This is a genomic window from Saccharibacillus qingshengii (genome assembly GCF_013185195.1).
In the GTDB taxonomy this organism is placed as follows: Bacteria; Bacillota; Bacilli; order Paenibacillales; family Paenibacillaceae; genus Saccharibacillus; species Saccharibacillus qingshengii.
The window spans coordinates 24195-44204 of sequence record NZ_JAAZWC010000028.1; the positions used below are offsets into that span (position 1 = coordinate 24195).

A 20010-nucleotide genomic window follows, 5' to 3' on the forward strand; every position below is an offset into this window, starting at 1 on the left:
TTATTCCTCCGAAACCTGAACCTTGAGCGTAGCTTTGACGTCCTTGTGGAGTTTAATCAAGATCTGAGTGACGCCCAGCGTACGGATCGGCTCATCCAGCTCGATTTTGCGCTTGTCGACTTTGAAGCCCTGCTTGGATAGCGCTTCGCCGATTTGTTTGCTTGTGATGGCTCCGAACAGACGGCCGCCTTCGCCGGATTTGGCTTTGATCTGGATTGTGGCTTCTTCCAGCTTTTTGCCAAGCTCCACGGCTTCCTGTTTTTCTTCTTCTTTGCGTTTTTCTTCGGCGGCATGCTGGTTTTCCAGCGTTTTCACGTTGCCTTGGGTAGCCGGTTTGGCGACGCCGTTTTTGAACAGGAAGTTCTGTGCGTAACCTTCCGATACTTCTTTCACTTCACCTTTTTTGCCTTGTCCTTTTACGTCTTTCAGAAAAATAACCTTCATTCGAATAGCCCCTCTTCCTTTTCGATATCTTCAAGCACGGCGATCAGCTTCTTCTCCGCTTCCTGCGGGGAAATATCGAGCTGTACCGCCGCATTGGTCAAATGTCCGCCGCCGCCCAGTCGTTCCATGACGACCTGAACGTTGATCTTCCCGAATGAACGGGCGCTGATTGCCGTCAGCCCGTCCGGGCGGCTGCCGATCACAAACGATGCGTTCACATCGGTCATGTTAAGCAGCGTGTCGGCCGCCTGGGCGATCAGCAGCTGCGGAAACTGCCGGCCTTCGTCGGTTACCGCGATCGCCACACCGCCCATGATGATGCGTGCATTCTTGATAATTTCTGCTTTCGAGATATACTCGCCCAAATCCTCTTTGAGGATACGCTGTACCAGAATGGTATCCGCTCCGCTCCGGCGCAGGAACCCGGCAGCCTCGAAGGTGCGCGAGCCGGTATGCAGCGTGAAATGCTTGGTGTCCATCGTAATGCCGGCCAGCAGCGTGGTCGCTTCGAGCGGCGTCAATGTCATATTGTCGTGAATATACTGCAGCAGTTCCGTCACCAGTTCACTGGCCGATGAAGCGTACGGTTCCAGATAGACGATAACGGCTTCGTTGATAAATTCTTCGCTGCGGCGGTGATGGTCGATAACGACCACCTGCTTCGCCCGCTGAACCAGCTTGGGTTCGATCGTCAGCGACTGCTTGTGCGTGTCGACCACGACCAGCAGCGTTCGCTCGGTCATCAGCGCAAGCGACTCCTCCGGCGAAGTGAACCGGTCCGCAAGCGTGGCGTCGGTACGAATACGCTCCATCATCTTGGTGATGGACGGATTATCGCCGTCAAGCACGATGCTCGCTTCGACTTCCAGCTGATCGGCGGCTTTGAGCATGCCGATCGCTGCACCGATCACGTCCATATCGGGATTCTTGTGTCCCATAATCAGCACCCGGTCGCTGCGCTTCATCAGATCCCGCAGCGCGTGAGCGATCACGCGGGCGCGAACGCGGGTCCGCTTCTCGACGGCGTTGGAACGCCCTCCGTAAAAAGACAGCCGCTGCCCTACTTTGACGGCAGCCTGATCCCCGCCGCGGCCGAGTGCCATATCGAGACTCGACTGCGCCAGCGCGCCCAACTCGCTGATCTTCTCGCTGCCGCAGGCCAGACCGATACTGAGGGTCATCGGAACTTTCAGATCGCTTGTCGATTCGCGTACTTCGTCAAGAATAACGAAACGGCTGTGCTCCAGCTTGTCGAGCGAAGCCTGATTGAGCAGCATCATATACCGCTCGCTGGACAGCCTCCGCAGATAAACGTCGTACTGACGGGCCCAGCCGTTGATAAGCGTCGTTGCTCTGGCAATCGTCAGCGTGCGCTGCTGGTCGTCCATTCCCTGGAATGCTTCGTCGAGATTGTCGAACAGCAGGATGCCCAGAGCCAGACTTTCTTTCTCGTAGCGCTCCCGCAGTTCGGCCATTTCCGTCATTTTTTGCAGATAGATCAGTCGTTCTTCCGGGTAGACGTGGACATCGTATGTCTGCTTGCCCACTTCGATCTCTGCCCGAACCAGATTGAGCGGCTCTTTCGAACCGTCTTTGCGGTCCCGGCTCAGCGGAGGAAGACCCGGCAGCAGTTCCGCGAGCGGAAGGCCTACGGCCGTTTCGACTTCGAACAGCTGGGCGACCTGGCGGTTATGCCATTCGACCGTCCGTTCGGCGTCGTAGAGCAGCAGCCCGAACGGCAGCCGGCTTGCGATTTCGCTTTCGATACTGTGCACGCGGTAGGAGAGGGTAGACGTATATTCGGCAAGCCCCTGCCTGAATTTAAGCTCGGCCCGCAGCATGACGAAGACGACGGCAAAGACCAGACATAAGGACACCAGGCCGAGCAGCCAGTTATAGATCGACACGAAAACCGTCAGCGTCAGCAGCAGAAGAAACGCCCAGACCGTCCGATATCCGTACCAGCGTTTCAGCAAAAAGTTTGGCATGGTTTCCTCACCCTATCGTCTAGGTCTCGTAATGTACTCGCGCAGCGGGAAAGCCAGATCGATAATCCCTATGATTCGCATCGGCGGGAAAATAACCGTGACAATCGCCAGCAGAATAGAAATCACCCGATGCCATTTTTTGACGTGCCCCAAGAAGAACCAGAAACCGATAGCCTGTATGATAAAACAGAACTGCAGCAGCGGAAGCAGATTGACGGCCGCCGCTTTCCAGAATCCATCCGCCTGATTGTAAGTCACCATATCCACGATCAGAACGATGAAATAATAAAAAATCAGCGCGCGCGGAAGTTTCCATTCATGCGCGGGACGAAGCTTCGGCGAAGCGACGCCCATGGAAGCCAGCAGCGGCCGCACGATCGCGTGCGTGACGACGGCCAGAATGAACGAACTGACGGTCATCCCGAGCGGAATCATCATGACGGTCTGGTTGGCCAGCGCAAAGATAAAGTCCGGACTCCACTGCCCGCTCAGCACCGGATTCATCTCCGCTACGGCCAACAGCGGATCGAACGTCTGATGCACGAAGTCGCTCACATAATCGGACAGATTGAAGCCCAGTATCAGTTTGGCGCCGGCCAGCAGCACCAACAGCATACCGAGCAGCGTTCCCGTTCCATAGACGATGGTCTGCAGCGCCGGAGCGCGTTTCTTGTACAGATGGCCCATCACGATACCGGGCACGAGGAAATAGACGGCCAGAATAAGCGTATAGGGAGCCAGCGTACCGGAAAAGACGGCCAAAATCGCCAAAACGGGTAAAACATGCAGCCAAAAAACGTTTACGCGCAAAGAGGCGTAAAGCACGGCTGCCGGAACGACCATCACCAAAAGAGTGATCGCGGACAGCGGCGTTAACAGCGAGAGCAGGACCAGCAGATACAGGATCGCCCACATCGCTGAAGATAAACGCAATTTCAAATCGATTCACCTCTTGTGCGGATACGAATACCGCTTACCGAACGTGCGGCATGCGAGATTCCTTGGGATCTAAAGTTTTGACAATCATTATAGCATATTCGCGGCGGGCGCCGATACCGAGCCCCCGGAACGTTACCTGCTTTGGGGAGCGCCGTTCTGCTTGGCGACGAAACTTGCACAGTATTCGATAATCTGGCTGCGGCGAACGATCCCGATGAATCGGCCGCGGTCGTCGACGACCGGTACGAAGTTTTGCGTTTTGGACAAGGTAATCAGGTCGGCCATATCCGATTCGATCGATACGGGCTTGTTGTTCATGCGCAGCGGGACTTCTTTTAAGGTAAAGCGTGAAGCGTTCTCAAAAGTGATCCGTCCTTCGGAATGCTTCATGTGCCAAAGAATGTCTCCTTCGGTCACGGTACCCGCGTACTCGCCTTCTTTGTCGATGATCGGAATAGCGGTGTATCGATGGTGTTCCATGCGTTCGATGACCTGGCGAAGTGTGGCATCGAGTGTAACAAAGGCAACTTCGTGCTTCGGCAGCAGGAAAAAAGCAATATTCATAGCGGATTTCTCCTTCTCTATTCTGTTGTCTCCGCCCGATATTCCCTTGTCGCTGCCCAAGTCCTTGCCTTTCAAATAAAGGAATCACGCAAAACGAACAACAGATCACGTTGAGACAACGTACTGGTGTTAAACGGTTGGCGGTTGACGATTCTTCTGTTCATCACCCCGAAAATACCGGTCTTAATCTGGCCGCGCTTCCGGTTTGTCGGTCCGCCTTTCTATTATAGCGTAAAGTGGGTGCGGAAAGTAAAAATCAGCGGCCGTCGAAACGGCCGCTGATTCCCAAATGTTCCTTTTTGCTGTGTGAAACTCCGGCTCGGCGGCCGGAAAATATCCGCTCAAACGAGTTTCAGCCAGGACGCCGCACGGTCGGCGAACGAAGCGGAACGCGCATAGCCGTAATCGAGCAGCCGGCTGGCCGCCTGGAAACTTTTCTCCCGGCTCTCGGCCCCCATAATGACGACGATCAAGCGCTGTCCGTCCCGCTGGGCGGTTCCGGCAAGCGAGTAGCCCGATTGTTCCGAACCGTAAGCTTTGAGCCCGTCCATTCCCCGGTAAGCGTGCGGCCCCGCAAAATCGGGCAGCATGGCGTTGCTGTTGGTCAGATAGATCCCGCGCGAACGGATCTCCGTCTGCGTCACCGAAGACATGCGCAGCACTTCCGGGTGGTCTCCGATCAATTCGCGGCACAGCTTGGCGGCATCTGCAGCCGTCGTCCGGCTGCCCGCAGGCTGTCCGTCGGAAGAAAAGGCCGCTTCTTCTTTACCGGGTCCCGGCTTGAACAGCGTCGAACCCGACATGCCGATCCGCCGGGCTTTTTCGTTCATCATCCAGGCAAAAGAAGCTTCCGATCCGGCAGCGTACCGGGCCAGGGCCTGCTCCGCTTCTGGCGAAGAAGATACCGCGACTCCCATAAACAGCTCGTTCAGCGGGATTTGGTCGTCGGCCCGCAGCGGAATTCGATTATTTGGCGGGCCGGCATGGGGTTTCGAGACCTTTACCGCTTCCGCTTTACCGCCGACACGGACCGGATCTTCCCAACCGATCCGTCCGCTGCGAACGGCATCGAGCACCAGCCATTCGGTCATCAGCTGCGTCATCCCCGCGGCCGGAAGCACCCGGTCTCCCTGCACCTGCCACAGCACTTTGCCCGTCTGCGCATCGATGAGAACGGCGGCCGCCGCATCCACTTTGGGACGACCCGCCAGCAGCTGCTGGGGGATCAGCAGCAGGGCCACAGCCAGCACAATCAATATCGCTTTTTTATGTATGCCACCGCTCATCACCCAATCCGCCCCCTTCCTTATGCTTATTAGACGTACGAAATTCAGTTTTAGTCTGCAAAAACCAAAATTTTTTCGTTTTTTTTCGCAAAAAGAAACTTTTTCGGATGAATTTCTTCAAAATCGGTAACCGAGTTGGACGCCGGACGCACTTAAAGGCGGAAAAGGGCTGCAGAAGCACGCAAAAAAGCCGAACTTCGAATGAAACGTTCGAAGTTCGGCTTGAATGACCGCGACAGGTCCTCACGCGGAAAGTTCTAAGCGAAGTGACAAGCGACGAAATGTTCGTTGCCCATATTGCGATACTCCGGTACCTGTTCTTTGCAGATATCCGAAGCCATCGGACAGCGGGTATGGAACTTGCAGCCGGATGGCGGATTGGCCGGACTCGGAATATCCCCCTGAAGTACGATGCGCTCGCGTTTCAAGGTCGGGTCCGGTACCGGAATAGCCGACATCAGGGCTTTCGTATACGGATGCAGCGGATTGCTGAACAGCTCATCCGTCGGTGCCATCTCCATCATCGTACCGAGATACATCACGCCTACGCGGTTGCACAAATGCTCGACTACGCTGAGATCGTGGGAGATGAACAGATAAGTCAGCTGCTTTTCGCGCTGCAAATCGCTCATCAAGTTGATGATCTGCGCCTGGATCGACACATCGAGCGCCGAAACCGGTTCGTCGGCTACGATAAATTCCGGATCCATGATCAGCGCGCGGGCAATCCCGATCCGCTGACGTTGGCCGCCCGAGAATTCGTGCGGGAAGCGGTCGTAATGATAATCGGCCAGTCCGCAGATTTTCATCGTTTCGATGACCCGATCCTTCAAGTCTTTGCGGCTGACAAGACCGTGATCGAGCAGCGCCTCGCCAATAGCTTCTCCGACCTTGATCCGCGGATTCAGCGAGCTGAACGGATCCTGGAACACGATCTGCATCTTGGTGCGCATGTGGCGCAGTTCGGACTTGGACAGGGCATGCAGATCTTTGCCTTCGAAATGTACGCTGCCTTCCGTCTTGTCGTTCAAACGGAGCAGAGTACGGCCGATCGTGCTTTTGCCGCAGCCCGACTCGCCGACCAGACCGAACGACTCGCCTTTATTGATCGTAAAAGATACGCCGTCAACGGCTTTGACGTCTCCCACCTTGCGCTGGAATACGCCGCCCATGATCGGGAAATACTTTTTCAGGTTTTCGACCTGAACGAGGGGTTGGAGTGAGCCGCTTCCGCTATTCCGCTGTTGTTCCGACTGAACCGACGTTTCGCTCATTGCTCTTTCCCTCCTCTTCGTACAGCCAGCAGGCTGTCTTGTGTCCGTCCGCATGCGCGCGCAGAGGCGGAGTTTTCACTTTACAGATTTCCATGCAGAATTCGCAGCGATCGTGGAAGTGACAGCTGTCTCCCAGATTGACAGGGTTCGGAACCTGCCCCGGGATCGAATATAGCCGTTCCTTCCGCTGGTTGATGATCGGCTTGGCTTTGAGCAGTCCTTGGGTGTAAGGGTGCTGAGGATTCTTGAACAGTTCCAGTACGGGCGCTTCTTCGATGACTTTGCCGGCGTACATGACCACGACGAAGTCGGCCATCTCGGCTACAACGCCCAGATCGTGCGTAATCATCATGATCGAAGTGTTCAGCTTGCTCTTGATATCGCGCATCAGATCCAGGATCTGGGCTTGAATCGTCACATCGAGCGCCGTTGTCGGCTCATCGGCAATCAGCAGTTTCGGGTTGCAGCTCAGTGCGATCGCAATCATGATCCGCTGACGCATCCCGCCGCTGAGTTCATGCGGATACGAATCGTAGATTTTTTCCGGACGGGGGATGCCAACCATCGTAATCAGTTCGATCACGCGCGCCTTGGCTTCTTTGTGGGTCATGCCCAGATGGTGCAGCAGCGGTTCGGCAATCTGCTTGCCGATCGTGAAGACCGGGTTCAGGGAAGACATCGGTTCCTGGAAAATCATTGCAATATCGTTGCCGCGCAGCCGGCTCATGTCTTTCTTGCTGAGCTTGAGCAGATCTTTGCCTTCGAACATAATCTCGCCGCCGACGATTTTGCCCGGAGGCGATTCGATCAGCTGCATCAGAGACATCGCCGTCACGCTTTTGCCGCAGCCGGATTCGCCTACGACGCAGAGCGTTTCGCCTTCACGAATGGAAAAGCTGACATCGTTAACCGCTTTGACAGTGCCTGCGGACGTTTTAAAATGGGTCTCGAGGTTTCGGAATTCGACTAATTCTTTTGCCATTTCGTCTCTCCTACTTCTTCAGTATGGACTGCTTTATCTATTCTTCATCTTCGGATCGAGCGCGTCTCGCAGACCGTCGCCGATCAGGTTAATTGCCGTAACGGTAATCAGGATACAGAGACCGGGAGGAATCCAGGTCCAGGGTCTTTTGCGGAACTCGATCAAACTGTTGGCTGCGGTGATCATGTTGCCCCATGATGGAGTAGGCGGTACGACACCCAGGCCGAGGAAGCTCAATACGGATTCGGTCAAAATGGCTCCGGCAACGCCGAGCGTCGCGGATACGATAATGATCGGAACGGTGTTTGGCATGAGATGAAGGAAAATTTTGCGGCTGTCGCGCAGACCAAGCGCTTCGGTGGCCTGCATGAATTCCTGCTCGCGCAGGGTCAGAATCTGGCTTCGCACAAGGCGGGCCAGACCGACCCAGCCCAAGAGGCCAATAATCAGCATCAGGAAGTAAATCCGTTGATCCGGCGCAACCTTAAGGTCGGACAAAATAGCGCCAAGAGTAATCAGAATCGGCAGCGTCGGCAGAGCCAGGAAAACATCCGCGATCCGCATGATGATCGTATCAGCATATCTTCTATAGAAGCCCGCAACAGCCCCGAGCGTCGCTCCAATCGCGACGGAAATCGCCGTTGCGACCAGACCTACGGTCAACGAGATTCGTCCGGCCAGCATGACGCGCAGCAGAATATCGCGCCCCAGCTTGTCCGTACCCAGCCAGTATTCGGCACTTGGTGCCAGGTTCTTGTTCTTGACATCGGTCTGGTTCAATTCATAAGGCGATAGGAAAGGTCCGATAACACAGATCAAAGACATGAGTACGAGAATAATCAGTCCGACCAGAGCCAGTTTGTTTTTGGCAAATCGCCGGGCCGCAATTTTCCACGGAGATTCGGGTTTGACGATTTTGAGCTGCTCCTGAAGCTGCTCCATACGATTTTGCGGCTGTTCCACTTTCAATCTCCTCCTACTTTAGACGAATTCTCGGGTCTGCAACCCCGTACAGAATATCGGAAATCAGGTTCCCGAGAAGCGTCAATACCGCCAGGAACATCGTGAATCCAAGCATCAGCGGATAGTCCCGCATATTGATCGAAGCCAGATAAATCTGGCCGATACCCGGCCAGGTGAAGACGCGTTCGAGGATCATGGCGCCGCCGAACAAAGCAGGCAGCTCGAACCCGAGCAGCGTAATAGCCGGAAGCAGGGCGTTGCGGAATGCGTGTTTGAAAATAACGGTTCGCTCGTTAAGTCCTTTGGCGCGTGCCGTACGGATGTAATCCTGACGGATCACTTCCAGCATGCCCGTACGGAAGTAACGGGTCAAACTGCCGACGCTGAGCGTAGTCATTACGGTCACCGGCAGTATCATATGGCCAGCGACGTCTTTGATATAAGCCCAGCCGCTGGCATTCAATCCGGCCGTGGTCATCCCACCGGTCGGAAATAATTTCAAATCGAGAGCAAAATATTTGATGGCGAGCAGCCCGATAAAGAACGAAGGCAGCGACATCAGGAGGAACACAAGCAGCGTCACGACTTTGTCGAAGAAAGAGTATTGAAACTGCGCAGAAAAAACACCGACAAATGCGGCGATTACCCAACTCAGAATCATCGTAACGAAAGCGATAATGAACGAGTTCCATACATAAGTATTGATGACTTGGGTAACCGGCATCTTGTGCTGGAAGGAATCTCCCAGGTTACCGGTTAACATATTTTTGGCCCAAATAAAATACTGCTGGACAGCAGGTTTATCCAACCCGTAAATAGCCCGCAGTTGTTCTGCCCGCTCGGCGGTCATGTTCGGATTCTGCGATGCGGTGATATAGTCTCCCGGAACCATCTGTGAAATAGCAAAAACAATGATCGATATACCGATCAAAGTCGGGATCATCTGCAGCAGCCGCCGGATGATATACTGACTCATTGACTCGTCTCCTCCTGGCATATAAATCGATATGCCCAGCTCTCTCGAGCTGAGCATATCGGATGTCCAAATATCGGCCTGTGCGGCTATTATTGAGCAATTTCGACTTGGTTCAAGCTGTGTTGGTATTCCTTGTAAGGAGTAATGTCCCAACCGTCAAGTCTGCCGTTGATCGCCAGCATGTTCGTTCTTTGGTACATCAGGATTTCAGGAGCGTCTTCGTTGATCATTTGGTAAGCCTCAGCATAGATTTCTTTGCGTTTTTCGAGATCCAGCTCTTTTTTGCCTTTGGCATACAGTTCGTCGACTTTAGGATTCGAGTAACCGGAGTTGTTCTGGGCACCGTCCGTGATGTACACGGTCGTGTCCGGATCCGGAGTCAGGCCCCATGCGGCGAAGAACATATCGTAATCGCCTTTATCCTTTTTCTCCATGATGGCATTGAAGTCGAGGGTTTCGGTAACGAGCTTGATGCCCAGTTCTTGATAGTTTTCTGTCATGATCGGGATCAGTGCATCGACAACCGGGTTATCCGCGGTAGCGGAGAAGTTGATTTCGAATTTCTTGCCGTCTTTTTCGCGGATGCCGTCGGCGCCTTCTTTCCAGCCGGCTTCGTCGAGCATCGATTTTGCTTTTTCCAGATCGTAGTCGTACGCTTCGATATCTTTATCCGTGTAAGCCCACGATACGTCGGACTGCGGGATATTGATGACTTCGGCATAAGGACCGTAAGCCGCTTCGACCACTTCCGCACGGTTCAGACCGAAAGTCAGAGCCTGACGAACTTTTTTGTCGGCGAACAGCGGTTTTTTATTGTTCATGGCTACATAGCCATAACCGTTGTTTTTCAGAACGTTAACGTCCAGGAAGCCAAAGCTTTTCAGTTCTTCAACGTTGTCTTCGTTAACCGTTACGTTATCGAGGTCGGTCTCGCCGGACTGCAGCATCGCCATGTTCGTTGTATCGGTCGTCACTTTATAGATCAGGTTCGGAATCTTGGCCGCTCCGCCGTGGTAGTTCTCGTTAGCCTGCAGATCGACTTCCTGGCCTGCCGTATACTTGGTCAGTTTGTAAGGACCAGGTCCCATCGGTTTGTTATTGAGCTGTTTGACGCTGGTCAGATCGCCCTGTTTGTAGCCTTTGCCGTAATAAGCTTCCGACAGAGGAGTCACGGCGCCCAGGTTAACCTGAGTCATGGCATCGTAATCGCTAACCGTCACGGATACCGTTTTGTCGTCGATGACTTTGACACCGGAAATGTCTTTGGCCGTACCGGCGTTATATTCTTTGGCACCTACTACATTCCAGCTGAGCGGATCGGATTGTCCGTCATAGCTCGAATCCATGTACAGTTTCATCGTGAACAGGTAATCCTTTGCCGTTACCGGAGTACCGTCGCTGTACTTGGCGTTATCTTTGATGTGGAACGTATACGTTTTGTTGTCTTCGGAAATTTCGATATTGTCGGCCAGATCGTTCTCGTACGTGCCGTCGCCCTTGATTTTGATCAGGGAAGAGAAGATTGTATCATCGATGGCAACGTCGTAAGCAGTCTGGTGGAACAGCGGGTTGAATACGCCCTGCGGCGCTACCGTACCCAGAATGGCGGAGTCCGTACGTGCTACGGCAGGAGCCGGATTCAAACTGATGTCTTCCGCTTCTGTCAAGCCGATCGCGCTTTCCGCACCTTCTGCCGGTTCCGCTTCTTCCGTACCCGTTTCGGCAGGTGTCGTCGTGTCTGTCGTTTCCGTAGGCGTCGTCTCTGCCGGTGCTGCTTCTTCTCCACCACCGCAAGCGGCCAAAATCGAACCAAAGGCCATAATCGTCACAAGCATCAAAGATAATCTCTTTTTCATGTAGATCCCCCTAATCGAAGTTTAAAAGCTGCAAAAGCTATAAAAATAATCGGAAATCATCAAGCATCCTGATTATTTTAGCCAAACCTTTGACGACGGGCAACAAGCGGACTAGAAACGCTTCTCTCTAATCCCAACGACAGGAAACGAAAACCTTTCCCGATCGGCGGGAATGCTTGCCGGCAGACTGTTCACAACCTGCTAATCCGGCTTAGCATAAATGTATAAAGCATTTTCAGACCTTTACATTTAACCTTTGGTCGATTTAAAACCGCACCACTGCTTACTTTAGTGCGTCGGCTTAATGAGCCAACGGTAAATTTAATGTAAATACTACGTGTAAAATATACTCACGTCAACACTTTTTTTGAGAAAAAACACCTTTTTATACTGTGTTTCTATAATCAATATGTATATTTTATCTCTTTTGTGCATAAAAACACTATGTTTCCTACACAAAAGAAACCTTTTAACGTCAATCATGCAAATCAAATTCTTTTTACGTCAGGTAACATGACAAGAATATGCGATGAAAGGAAAAGGTTTGAGGAAGATGTCTTTAAAACAGGGAGTTTTTTCATTTTAGCACACTGTCCGAAAAAGGATAGTCTTTTTTGTCACCGGGTTTTTTAGCTTCCTTCTATTATAAGAACGTTTTCGTATTTGTACAGCTTTTTTTGTCCCGGTGAACGATCCTCTTTCTGCACAAAAAAAGAGACAACCGGCAGATGCCGATCGTCTCTTGGGAATTCGTACTATTCCGTTGTGTAAGGCAGCAGAGCTACCTGACGCGAACGTTTGATAGCAACAGTCAGCATGCGCTGATATTTCGCGCTTGTGCCTGTTACACGACGAGGCAGAATTTTACCGCGCTCGCTGATAAATTTACGGAGCAGGTCCGTATCTTTATAATCGATGAAAGTGATCTTGTTTACTGTGAAGTAACACACTTTACGACGCTTGTTGCGACCACGACGGCCGCCGCTTGGACGTCTTTCGCCGTCACCGGTATCACGTTGTTTAAATCCCATTCGATTCAGTCCTTTCTGTTGTTAGAATGGCAGGTCGTCATCCGAAATATCGATCGGTCTTCCGTCATCGGAAAAAGGATCCTGATTATTGCTGCTGCCGCCTCCACGAGGAGCTTGGCTGCCACCGCCGCGATTTCCGCCGCCTCCGCCACCACCGTAAGATGGTTCGGGACGATTTCCTCCGTTGCTGCTGCCACCACTGTTGCCGCCTCCGTTGGAAGACGACTCTTCGCGGCCCGATCCGCCGCCGCCTTCGCGGTTCGGCGATTCCAGGAAACGGACGTTATCGGCAATAACTTCGGTTACGTATACACGTTTGCCTTCGTTATTCTCGTAATTCCGTACTTGAATACGGCCTTCCACCGCCGTCAGGCGTCCCTTGCGCAAGTAGTTTGCACAGGTTTCCGCCAATTGGCGCCAGGTGACTACCGGAATGAAGTCCGCTTCGCGTTCTCCACCCTGGCTCGTAAACGGACGGTCGACTGCAATCGTAAACTGGGTTACGGCTACGCCCGCAGGCGTGTACCGCAGCTCAGGGTCACGTGTCAGCCGGCCGATCAGAATGACTCGGTTCAACATCTCGGTCCCCTCCTTTGCCGGTAGAGCCTGCGTTTTCATACAAGCGGATGGCTTCGGTATGAAATCAGGCTCTAAGTTCGACGATTACTTCGTTGGTACTGCGGTAATCAGATAGCGGATGACATCATCGGAAATTTTCATAACGCGTTCAAGTTCAACGATAACTTCCGGCGCTGCCGTAAAGTTAGTCAGAACGTAGAATCCGTCACGGAATTTCTTGATCTCATACGCGAGGCGACGTTTACCCATAGCATCGTGCTTGGTAATTTCGCCGTTACCGTCAGTGATAACGCCAGAGAATTTATTGATAGCAGCGTCTACCGCTTCTTGTTCAACGTCTGGACGAATGATGTACATCACTTCATAGTTACGCATATGTTTCACCTCCTTTTGGTCTAAGGCCCCCAATCGGGTTGGGAGCAAGGAACGGGCGATAAGCCCGGACCGTATTATTATACCAGACTTCTTTATCGCAAGCAATAAAAATTTCCAGTCCGTAAAAACAAAAAAACGACCCATGGTCGTTAGTCTGAGTAACAATATGGCGGAGAGGGTGGGATTCGAACCCACGCACGCTTTGACACGCCTAACTGATTTCGAGTCAGCCCCCTTGGGCCTCTTGGGTACCTCTCCACGAAGCAAGTTTCACAACAAGATTTATTATATAGCAGGCTTCGGACGAAATCAAGCGCTTTAGCGAAATTTCCCGTTTTTTTGATGATAAAAAGAAGAGCCCGGTACAGCCTGCCCCTTCTGCCCGGGCAGAAGTTTGACGAAGCTCCGGACTCTTTTCCCGTTATCGCCCAGAGGCGAATTATTCGGGCTGTTCTTCCGCCGCGGCGGCTTTGAGCACTTTCTTCATGTTCTTCTCGAACTTCGCGCGCGGAATAAGTACGCTGTGCTGGCATCCGGTGCATTTGATCCGGATGTCCATGCCCATACGAATGATCTCCATTTCGTTGCTGCCGCACGGATGCGGCTTTTTCATCTGTACGATGTCCCCCAGAGCGAATACTTTACGTTCCAACCAGACCACCCCCTTTCCTTACTGCGCCGAATGCGGCTTGTCTTCCGTGTTCGGCGTTTTCTCCGCATCCGTCTTCTCGGACTCCGGTTTGCCCCGTCCTTCCGGCTTCTGCGGAACCGGAGCCGTGTCCGCTTTTGCCGCTTCCTCCGGCTTGGCCTTTGCTTCGTCTTCCGTCTGCGCATTGCGCTCGGATTCTTCGGCCAGCGCCTGCTTAAGCGCATCGTCGCGTTCCATGGCCCGCTTGATCTCTCCGCGGATCATGCTCTCGACTTCGGCCTGGGCGTTCGGCGAACAGCTGACCGAGATGCGCAGCGTGTACTCGCCCGTCGTCATCGCCTGCACCCCGAGGATATTCGGCGGAGCCAAGACTTTGGCGTTTTTGTCGTGTACTTTTTCCAAAGAACGGGCTACCAGGTGGGTCGCTTCGTCAAGCGGGCGCTCCGCACTCATCGGAATATCGATGACCGCTTTGGCATCGGCGAGCGAGAAGTTCGTCACGTTCGTAATGATGCCGTTCGGGATGACGTACACTTCCCCGTTCCAGTTGCGCAGCCGCGTCGTCCGCAGGCCAATCACTTCGACCGTGCCTTTGAACGTGGTGATCTGGACGACATCCCCGACCGCAAACTGATCTTCGAACACGATGAAGAATCCGGTAATGACGTCTTTGACCAGACTTTGCGCCCCGAAACCGATCGCGAGGCCGATGACGCCGGCACCGGCGATCAGCGGAGCGAGATTGTAACCGAGTTCCGAAATAATGAGCAGCATCATCATGAAGTTGAGCACGATGACCACCATATTTTTCAGCAGCTTGCCGATCGTCACGAAACGTCTCGGCTTCACGCGGAACCTGCTGTCCCCGGTGTCTTCTTTTTGCCGCAGCAGCGCCCGGTCGATGATCTTGTACGTGACCCGGATCGCGATCTGCGCCAGCAGAATAATCAGCACGATGCGCAGGGCCGTATCCGCCAAGCCGACCCAGGTTGCGGCGTCCGTCAGCTTGTTCCACAGTCCTTGCGTAAACGATACGGCCTTGTCCACCGTTTCGCTCGGCGTGTTCGGTACTTCGGGCGATGTGCCTGGCGACCCGTCTTCCGCTTTGTCTCCCGTCGCCGCCGTTATCGCATTCAAAAATCCATAGATCATTCCAGCTCTCCTTTCTGGCACCGCGCCCGGAAAACAAGCCCTTTACGATCCAGGGATGTCTTCCGGGCGCGGGCATTTTATTCGAGTTGATTCAGACCAGCTGTTCGTAATTGGTACCGTTTGAACGAAAAATCCCCCGGATCTCGATCTTCTCCGCTGCCACCACATGCCGCACGCGATCCAGAGCCTCCGTATCAAAAGCCAGGCTGATCGCGCAGCCCGCCGTAATGGCGCCCGGCGTGGGAATCAGATCGAATTCAACCTGATTTTCGTCCATCAGCATTTCGGCACGCAGCGCCTGCTGGGACGAATCGAAAGCCAGCACCCATTCGCGTTCGCTCAAGCCGATCCCTCCCGGCGCGCCAATTCGACCGCTTCTTTTTCTTCCGGAGACAGCGCATATTTCGAACTGCCCTGCTCGAGCGGCTTGGCATACACATAGGAACTGTCCCGGTTGTGCAGGCCGCTGACGATAATCCCGTTATCCAGATCGTCCATCAGCGCAAAAGAAAAGCTGAGGGCGCTTCCCTGATCGGAAAAAGCGTTATAGCGCTTCATGCCGAGCTTCGTCTTCGCCATCCGCTGGCGCTGTTCGATCAGCGTCATCGCCCGGCGCTGCTTCTCCTGCTCGTCTTCCACCGAATCGGTCTGCATTTTGAGGTTCAGCAGCAGCGACTCCAGGTCTTCGACGCCCGCACCCGACATCATGCGTTCGTACCGTTTGCGCAGCCGGCCCAGTTTGACGGACTGCACCACCACGATAATCAGAAACAAAAGGACCAATAAAGCCAGTACGGCAACCACCACGAACAAATACTCGGAAATCAACTCATTCAATTCTGCCATGCTTCGACTCTTTCCCTTCTGTCGCTTGTCTAGTGGAGTTTGTAAAATCGGCGCTTTTTGGCTTCAGTCGGGTGCATCTCCGGTATTTACCCGGTTTTTCCTGTTCCCACACGCACTCCCCGCAAAAGGAAAAGCCGCTCGGCAAAAAGAAAAGCTTCTGCCTCAAGAGCCGTCTTTTACAAAATCCCCCGATGGTTCATCAGAAAACGGATCGCACAATTTCCCGTACGGCTTCCGCCAGGGCCTGCGTGTCCGCCTCGGTGGTCGTGAAACCGACACTGCTTCGGACCGCTCCGCTGCCGATCGTATTCGCGGACCGATGGGCCAGAGGCGTGCAGTGGTAGCCGGCCCGTACCGCGATCCCGTAGTCCCGGTCCAAGCGAAACGCCATGTCCGCAGAATCGATCCCGTCCACGGTAAAGGACACAATGCCCGTTCTCGGTTCGCCAAGTTTGGGTCCCAGCATATTCAGTCCTCGCACGGAGGACAGTTGTCCCATAAGCTGCTGGGTCAATTCCCATTCCCTCTGACCGATTGCCGACGGACCTTCCTCCAGCACCCGGCGCACTCCCGCACCGAGACCGGCAATTCCTACCGTATTCGGTGTTCCCGCTTCATAGCGGTCGGGACGTACGGAAGGCTGATCGGCTTCTTCCGATTGGCTGCCCGTTCCTCCATGAATCAGCGGTACGAGGTCGATCGAAGGATCCACATACAGTCCGCCGGTTCCCTGGGGTCCCAGCAGTCCTTTGTGTCCGGGAAAAGCCAGCATATCGATCCCCATTTTCCCTACGTCGATCTCCATCACCCCGGCGCTTTGGGCGGCATCGACCAGCAGCAGCGCTCCGCAGCTTCGCGCGATATCCGCAATGTCCGCGATAGGAAGAATACTTCCGAGCAGATTCGAACTGTGATTGCAGACGATCAGCCGGGTTGCCGGTCTGCAGAGCGAAGAAAGCTCGTTCAGATCCATCTTCCCCAATACGTCGACCGGCACATAATCGAGTTGAATGCCGTGCTCTCTCCGCATATATTCCAGAGGACGCCGAACGGAATTATGCTCGGTCATCGTCGCAATCACATGGTCCCCGGGCCGAAGCAGTCCTTTGATCGCCTGGTTCAAAGCCGCTGTCGTATTGGGCATAAAAGCGATATCGTTCGGATTGGCCGCTCCAAACAACCGGCCGAGCAGGATGCGGGTGCGCACCAAGACCCTTCCGGCCGAGATGGCCATACGATGGCCGCCCCTGCCCGGGTTGGCCGCTTCTTCCTGCAGCGAATGCTGCATGGCCGCAAGCACCGTATCGGGTTTGGGCCAGGACGTCGCCGCGTGATCCAGATAGATCACCGGTTTTTCCGTCTGTCTCAACCGCAGCTCCTCCTTCCGCTATTTAATTAATGAAGAAACTTTTTGAACAAGCCGGATTACTGCAGCAGATCAAGCAGACGCTGCAGATCCTGCTGATCATAATAGCTCAGCTCGATCTTGCCTTTTTCCTTGCTGCCCGGCTTGATCTTGACCGTCGTTTTGAAATGCTCCCGCAGCGAGTCTTCGACGTCGGCGATATACGGATCGCGTTTCTTGGTTTTGTTTTTGGGTTTGACGCCGGATTGGGCTACCGCTTCCTGAACGGATTCTTCCAGCTCCCGTACACTCCAGCCTTCACGGATCGCTTTTTCCGCAAGCTCGATTTGAACGGCCGGATTTTTCAATCCGACGATGGCTTTGGCGTGCCCCATCGAGAGCGTTCCACGTGAAACATGCTCTTTTACTTGCTCTGGAAGCGACAGCAGCCGCAGGAAGTTGGCGATATGCGAACGGGACTTGCCTACTTTCGCGGACAATTCTTCCTGGGTCATTTTGAACTCGTCCATCAGCGATTGGTAAGCGACGGCGATCTCCATGGCGTTCAGATTTTCCCGCTGCACATTTTCGATCAAAGCGATTTCCATCACCTGCTGATCGGTAAACTCGCGCACCACAGCCGGAATACGGCTTTTGCCCGCCAGTACCGAGGCACGTGTCCGGCGTTCGCCGGCGATGATCTCGTACCCTTTGAGCACGCTGCGAACGATGATCGGCTGGATCACGCCATGCTGACGGATCGATTCCGCCAGTTCGCGCAGTCCTTCTTCGTCAAAAAAATGCCGGGGCTGGTACGGATTGGCGCGAAGCTGGTTGAGCGGAATCTCGACCACCTGATCGTTTTCCCCTACGGAGAGGGACGGAATAAGCGCATCCAGTCCTTTTCCAAGCCCTTTGCCCAATCTTTTATTCATACGTCATCACTTCCCTTGCCAGCTCCATATAGTATTCGGCTCCCTTGGAACGGGGATCGTATGTCATAATCGTCTGACCGTGCGAAGGGGCTTCGCTTAAACGCACATTGCGGGGGATGATCGTCTCGTAAACTTTGTCCTGAAAATACTTTTTCACTTCTTCGATCACCTGGATACCCAGATTGGTCCGCGCATCGAGCATGGTCAGCAGCACGCCTTCGATCTGCAGTTCGGTATTGAGCTGTTTCTGGACCAGACGCACCGTGTTGAGCAGCTGGCTGAGTCCTTCAAGCGCATAATACTCGCATTGGATCGGAATAATGACCGAATCGGCGGCCGTCAGCGAATTGATCGTCAGAATCCCCAGAGACGGCGGGCAATCGATCAGAATATAATCGTAATCTTTTTTGATCAGATGGATACTCTTCTTCAGCCGAAGTTCCCGCGACATGACAGGAACCAGCTCGATCTCCGCGCCGGCCAGCTGAATCGTGGCGGGAATGACGTCGAGACCTTCGATATGCGTAGAGACGACGACTTCTTTCGGATGAACTTCGTTGATCAAGATGTCATAGATGCAGTGCTGCACATCGGCTTTGTTGATTCCGACTCCGCTTGTCGAATTGCCCTGCGGGTCGATATCGATCAGCAGCACGCGCTTGCCCAGCTTGGCCAGACCCGCGCTCAGATTGACGGATGTCGTCGTTTTGCCGACTCCGCCTTTCTGATTGGCGATTGCAATGATTTTGGACAATCGGATTCACCTCGGTTGGGATGGGTTTGTTCCGTACCGGCATGAATTCCGCAGCCGCGCTCCGCAATCAGGACTTTTTGGGAATCCGAATCACGATTTCGTAGTGATCTCCCTGGTCGGCTTCCGTGGTCCGGATGTTCATCCCCGATCCCGACACCATGTCAATCGAATGACGGATCGTATTCAGAGCCAGCCGGACGTCTTTGCTGTAAGAGACGCGCTTGGATTTCTTGACCTGAACGGTTTCTTTGTAAAAAGCGACCCGGGCTTCCGTCTGCTTGACGTTCAGCTCTTTGGCGACGATTTCCTTCAGCAGCTTGAGCTGAAGTTCCTCGCTTCCGAGCGGCAGAAGTGCGCGGGCATGGCGTTCGGTAATCCTGCGTTCCATCAGTGCCTGCTTGACCGGCCCGGGAAGCTGCAGCAGACGCAGCTTGTTGGCGATCGTCGACTGGCTTTTGCCCAGACGCTGGGCCAGACTTTCCTGCGTCAGCTGATGCAGCTCGATCAGCTTCTCGTAAGCGGCCGCTTCTTCGATCGCGGTCAATCCTTCGCGCTGCAGATTTTCGATCAGCGCGATCGAGGCCGTCTGCGAATCGTTGAATTCGCGCACTATAGCCGGAACCGTCGGGAGGCCGAGCTTCCGGACGGCGCGCCAGCGCCGCTCGCCGGCAATAATCTCGTATTTGCCGCCGCGCAGACGCACGACGATCGGCTGGATAACGCCATGCGTCCGGATCGTCTGGCACAGCTCCTCGATCTTTTCTTCATCGAAGATCGTTCGCGGCTGATAAGGGCTGCTCACAATCTCATCGACCGGAATCTGTTTGACTTCGTCTCCGGCCGCACGTTCCGTCAGCCCGAATAACTTGGAAAATTGCTCTTTCATTCCGACCATGACCACCTGTTCCGGGAAAGCGGCAACTTAAGCCGTCCTTCTCAAGAAATTTCAACTCCCGGCCCGACCGTACGCGGATCCGGGCGGAGACCGGAAGCCTATGCGTTCCCCCCGCATTCTGGGCTTCCTTGCGTTTCCCGCCTGTGACCGCGCCTGCCAAGCCTGTTCTTGCCGTTT

Annotated in this window: 21 protein-coding genes and 1 tRNA gene; all 22 read right to left on the reverse strand. The window is 53.9% G+C overall.

All coding sequences use genetic code 11. The features are described 5' to 3' along the window. Positions 1-444, reverse strand: a complete 444-nt coding sequence (gene rplI, locus HRQ60_RS19215) for a 50S ribosomal protein L9 (RefSeq protein WP_172198959.1) — start codon at positions 442-444, stop codon at positions 1-3. After that, on the reverse strand, positions 441-2432 hold the full coding sequence (locus HRQ60_RS19220; RefSeq protein WP_172198961.1) for a DHH family phosphoesterase: 1992 nt from the start codon (positions 2430-2432) through the stop codon (positions 441-443). The genes rplI and HRQ60_RS19220 overlap by 4 nt, the downstream gene beginning before the upstream one ends. A 12-nt stretch (positions 2433-2444) precedes the next feature. Next, positions 2445-3371 (reverse strand): DUF2232 domain-containing protein, encoded by a 927-nt coding sequence (locus HRQ60_RS19225; protein WP_172198963.1) that lies wholly within the window; start codon positions 3369-3371, stop codon positions 2445-2447. Between the two features lie 132 nt (positions 3372-3503). Continuing rightward, positions 3504-3935, reverse strand: coding sequence for a CBS domain-containing protein (locus tag HRQ60_RS19230; protein ID WP_172198965.1), 432 nt, complete (start codon positions 3933-3935; stop codon positions 3504-3506). Positions 3936-4276: 341 nt separating this feature from the next. Further along, positions 4277-5221, reverse strand: a complete 945-nt coding sequence (locus HRQ60_RS19235) for a D-alanyl-D-alanine carboxypeptidase family protein (RefSeq protein ID WP_172198967.1) — start codon at positions 5219-5221, stop codon at positions 4277-4279. Between the two features lie 257 nt (positions 5222-5478). Next, positions 5479-6495: an ABC transporter ATP-binding protein gene (locus HRQ60_RS19240; RefSeq protein WP_172198969.1), complete on the reverse strand. Its 1017-nt coding sequence runs from the start codon at positions 6493-6495 to the stop codon at positions 5479-5481. Beyond that, entirely contained in the window at positions 6455-7477 is a 1023-nt protein-coding gene (locus HRQ60_RS19245; protein ID WP_172198971.1) for an ABC transporter ATP-binding protein, read from the reverse strand. Before HRQ60_RS19245 ends, HRQ60_RS19240 begins: the two co-directional genes overlap by 41 nt. 33 nt (positions 7478-7510) lie before the next feature. Beyond that, positions 7511-8419 (reverse strand): oligopeptide ABC transporter permease, encoded by a 909-nt coding sequence (opp4C, locus tag HRQ60_RS19250; RefSeq protein WP_172199048.1) that lies wholly within the window; start codon positions 8417-8419, stop codon positions 7511-7513. Between the two features lie 34 nt (positions 8420-8453). After that, positions 8454-9416 carry an ABC transporter permease gene (locus HRQ60_RS19255; protein WP_172198973.1) on the reverse strand — a complete coding sequence of 321 codons (963 nt, stop codon included), beginning with the start codon at positions 9414-9416 and terminating at the stop codon, positions 8454-8456. 89 nt (positions 9417-9505) lie between these two features. Next, positions 9506-11272: an ABC transporter substrate-binding protein gene (locus HRQ60_RS19260; protein WP_172198975.1), complete on the reverse strand. Its 1767-nt coding sequence runs from the start codon at positions 11270-11272 to the stop codon at positions 9506-9508. Positions 11273-12027: 755 nt separating this feature from the next. Further along, a complete protein-coding gene (gene rpsR / locus HRQ60_RS19265; protein WP_172198978.1) occupies positions 12028-12303 on the reverse strand; it encodes a 30S ribosomal protein S18 in 276 nt (91 codons plus the stop codon). A 21-nt stretch (positions 12304-12324) separates the two neighbouring features. Then, the gene (gene ssb, locus HRQ60_RS19270; protein ID WP_172198981.1) at positions 12325-12882 is read right to left on the reverse strand and encodes a single-stranded DNA-binding protein; all 558 of its coding nucleotides are present in this window, start codon (positions 12880-12882) and stop codon (positions 12325-12327) included. 84 nt (positions 12883-12966) lie between these two features. After that, complete coding sequence (rpsF, locus tag HRQ60_RS19275) at positions 12967-13257, reverse strand: 30S ribosomal protein S6 (RefSeq protein WP_172198984.1); 291 nt, start codon at positions 13255-13257, stop codon at positions 12967-12969. Positions 13258-13424: 167 nt separating this feature from the next. Continuing rightward, positions 13425-13515, reverse strand: a tRNA-Ser gene (locus HRQ60_RS19280). A gap of 181 nt (positions 13516-13696) precedes the next feature. Continuing rightward, a complete protein-coding gene (locus tag HRQ60_RS19285) occupies positions 13697-13909 on the reverse strand; it encodes a DUF951 domain-containing protein (protein WP_172198987.1) in 213 nt (70 codons plus the stop codon). Positions 13910-13927: 18 nt separating this feature from the next. After that, on the reverse strand, positions 13928-15058 hold the full coding sequence (locus HRQ60_RS19290; protein ID WP_172198990.1) for a mechanosensitive ion channel family protein: 1131 nt from the start codon (positions 15056-15058) through the stop codon (positions 13928-13930). A gap of 91 nt (positions 15059-15149) precedes the next feature. Then, positions 15150-15401, reverse strand: a complete 252-nt coding sequence (locus HRQ60_RS19295; RefSeq protein ID WP_172198993.1) for a putative Se/S carrier protein — start codon at positions 15399-15401, stop codon at positions 15150-15152. Then, positions 15398-15904, reverse strand: a complete 507-nt coding sequence (locus HRQ60_RS19300; RefSeq protein WP_172198996.1) for a DUF4446 family protein — start codon at positions 15902-15904, stop codon at positions 15398-15400. The genes HRQ60_RS19295 and HRQ60_RS19300 overlap by 4 nt, the downstream gene beginning before the upstream one ends. Positions 15905-16103: 199 nt before the next feature. Further along, positions 16104-17273 carry an aminotransferase class V-fold PLP-dependent enzyme gene (locus HRQ60_RS19305; RefSeq protein WP_172198999.1) on the reverse strand — a complete coding sequence of 390 codons (1170 nt, stop codon included), beginning with the start codon at positions 17271-17273 and terminating at the stop codon, positions 16104-16106. Between the two features lie 56 nt (positions 17274-17329). After that, positions 17330-18172, reverse strand: a complete 843-nt coding sequence (locus HRQ60_RS19310; RefSeq protein ID WP_172199051.1) for a ParB/RepB/Spo0J family partition protein — start codon at positions 18170-18172, stop codon at positions 17330-17332. A gap of 4 nt (positions 18173-18176) precedes the next feature. Beyond that, complete coding sequence (locus tag HRQ60_RS19315; protein WP_172199002.1) at positions 18177-18938, reverse strand: ParA family protein; 762 nt, start codon at positions 18936-18938, stop codon at positions 18177-18179. Positions 18939-19005: 67 nt separating this feature from the next. After that, complete coding sequence (gene noc / locus HRQ60_RS19320; protein ID WP_172199005.1) at positions 19006-19824, reverse strand: nucleoid occlusion protein; 819 nt, start codon at positions 19822-19824, stop codon at positions 19006-19008. Positions 19825-20010: the final 186 nt, after the last annotated feature.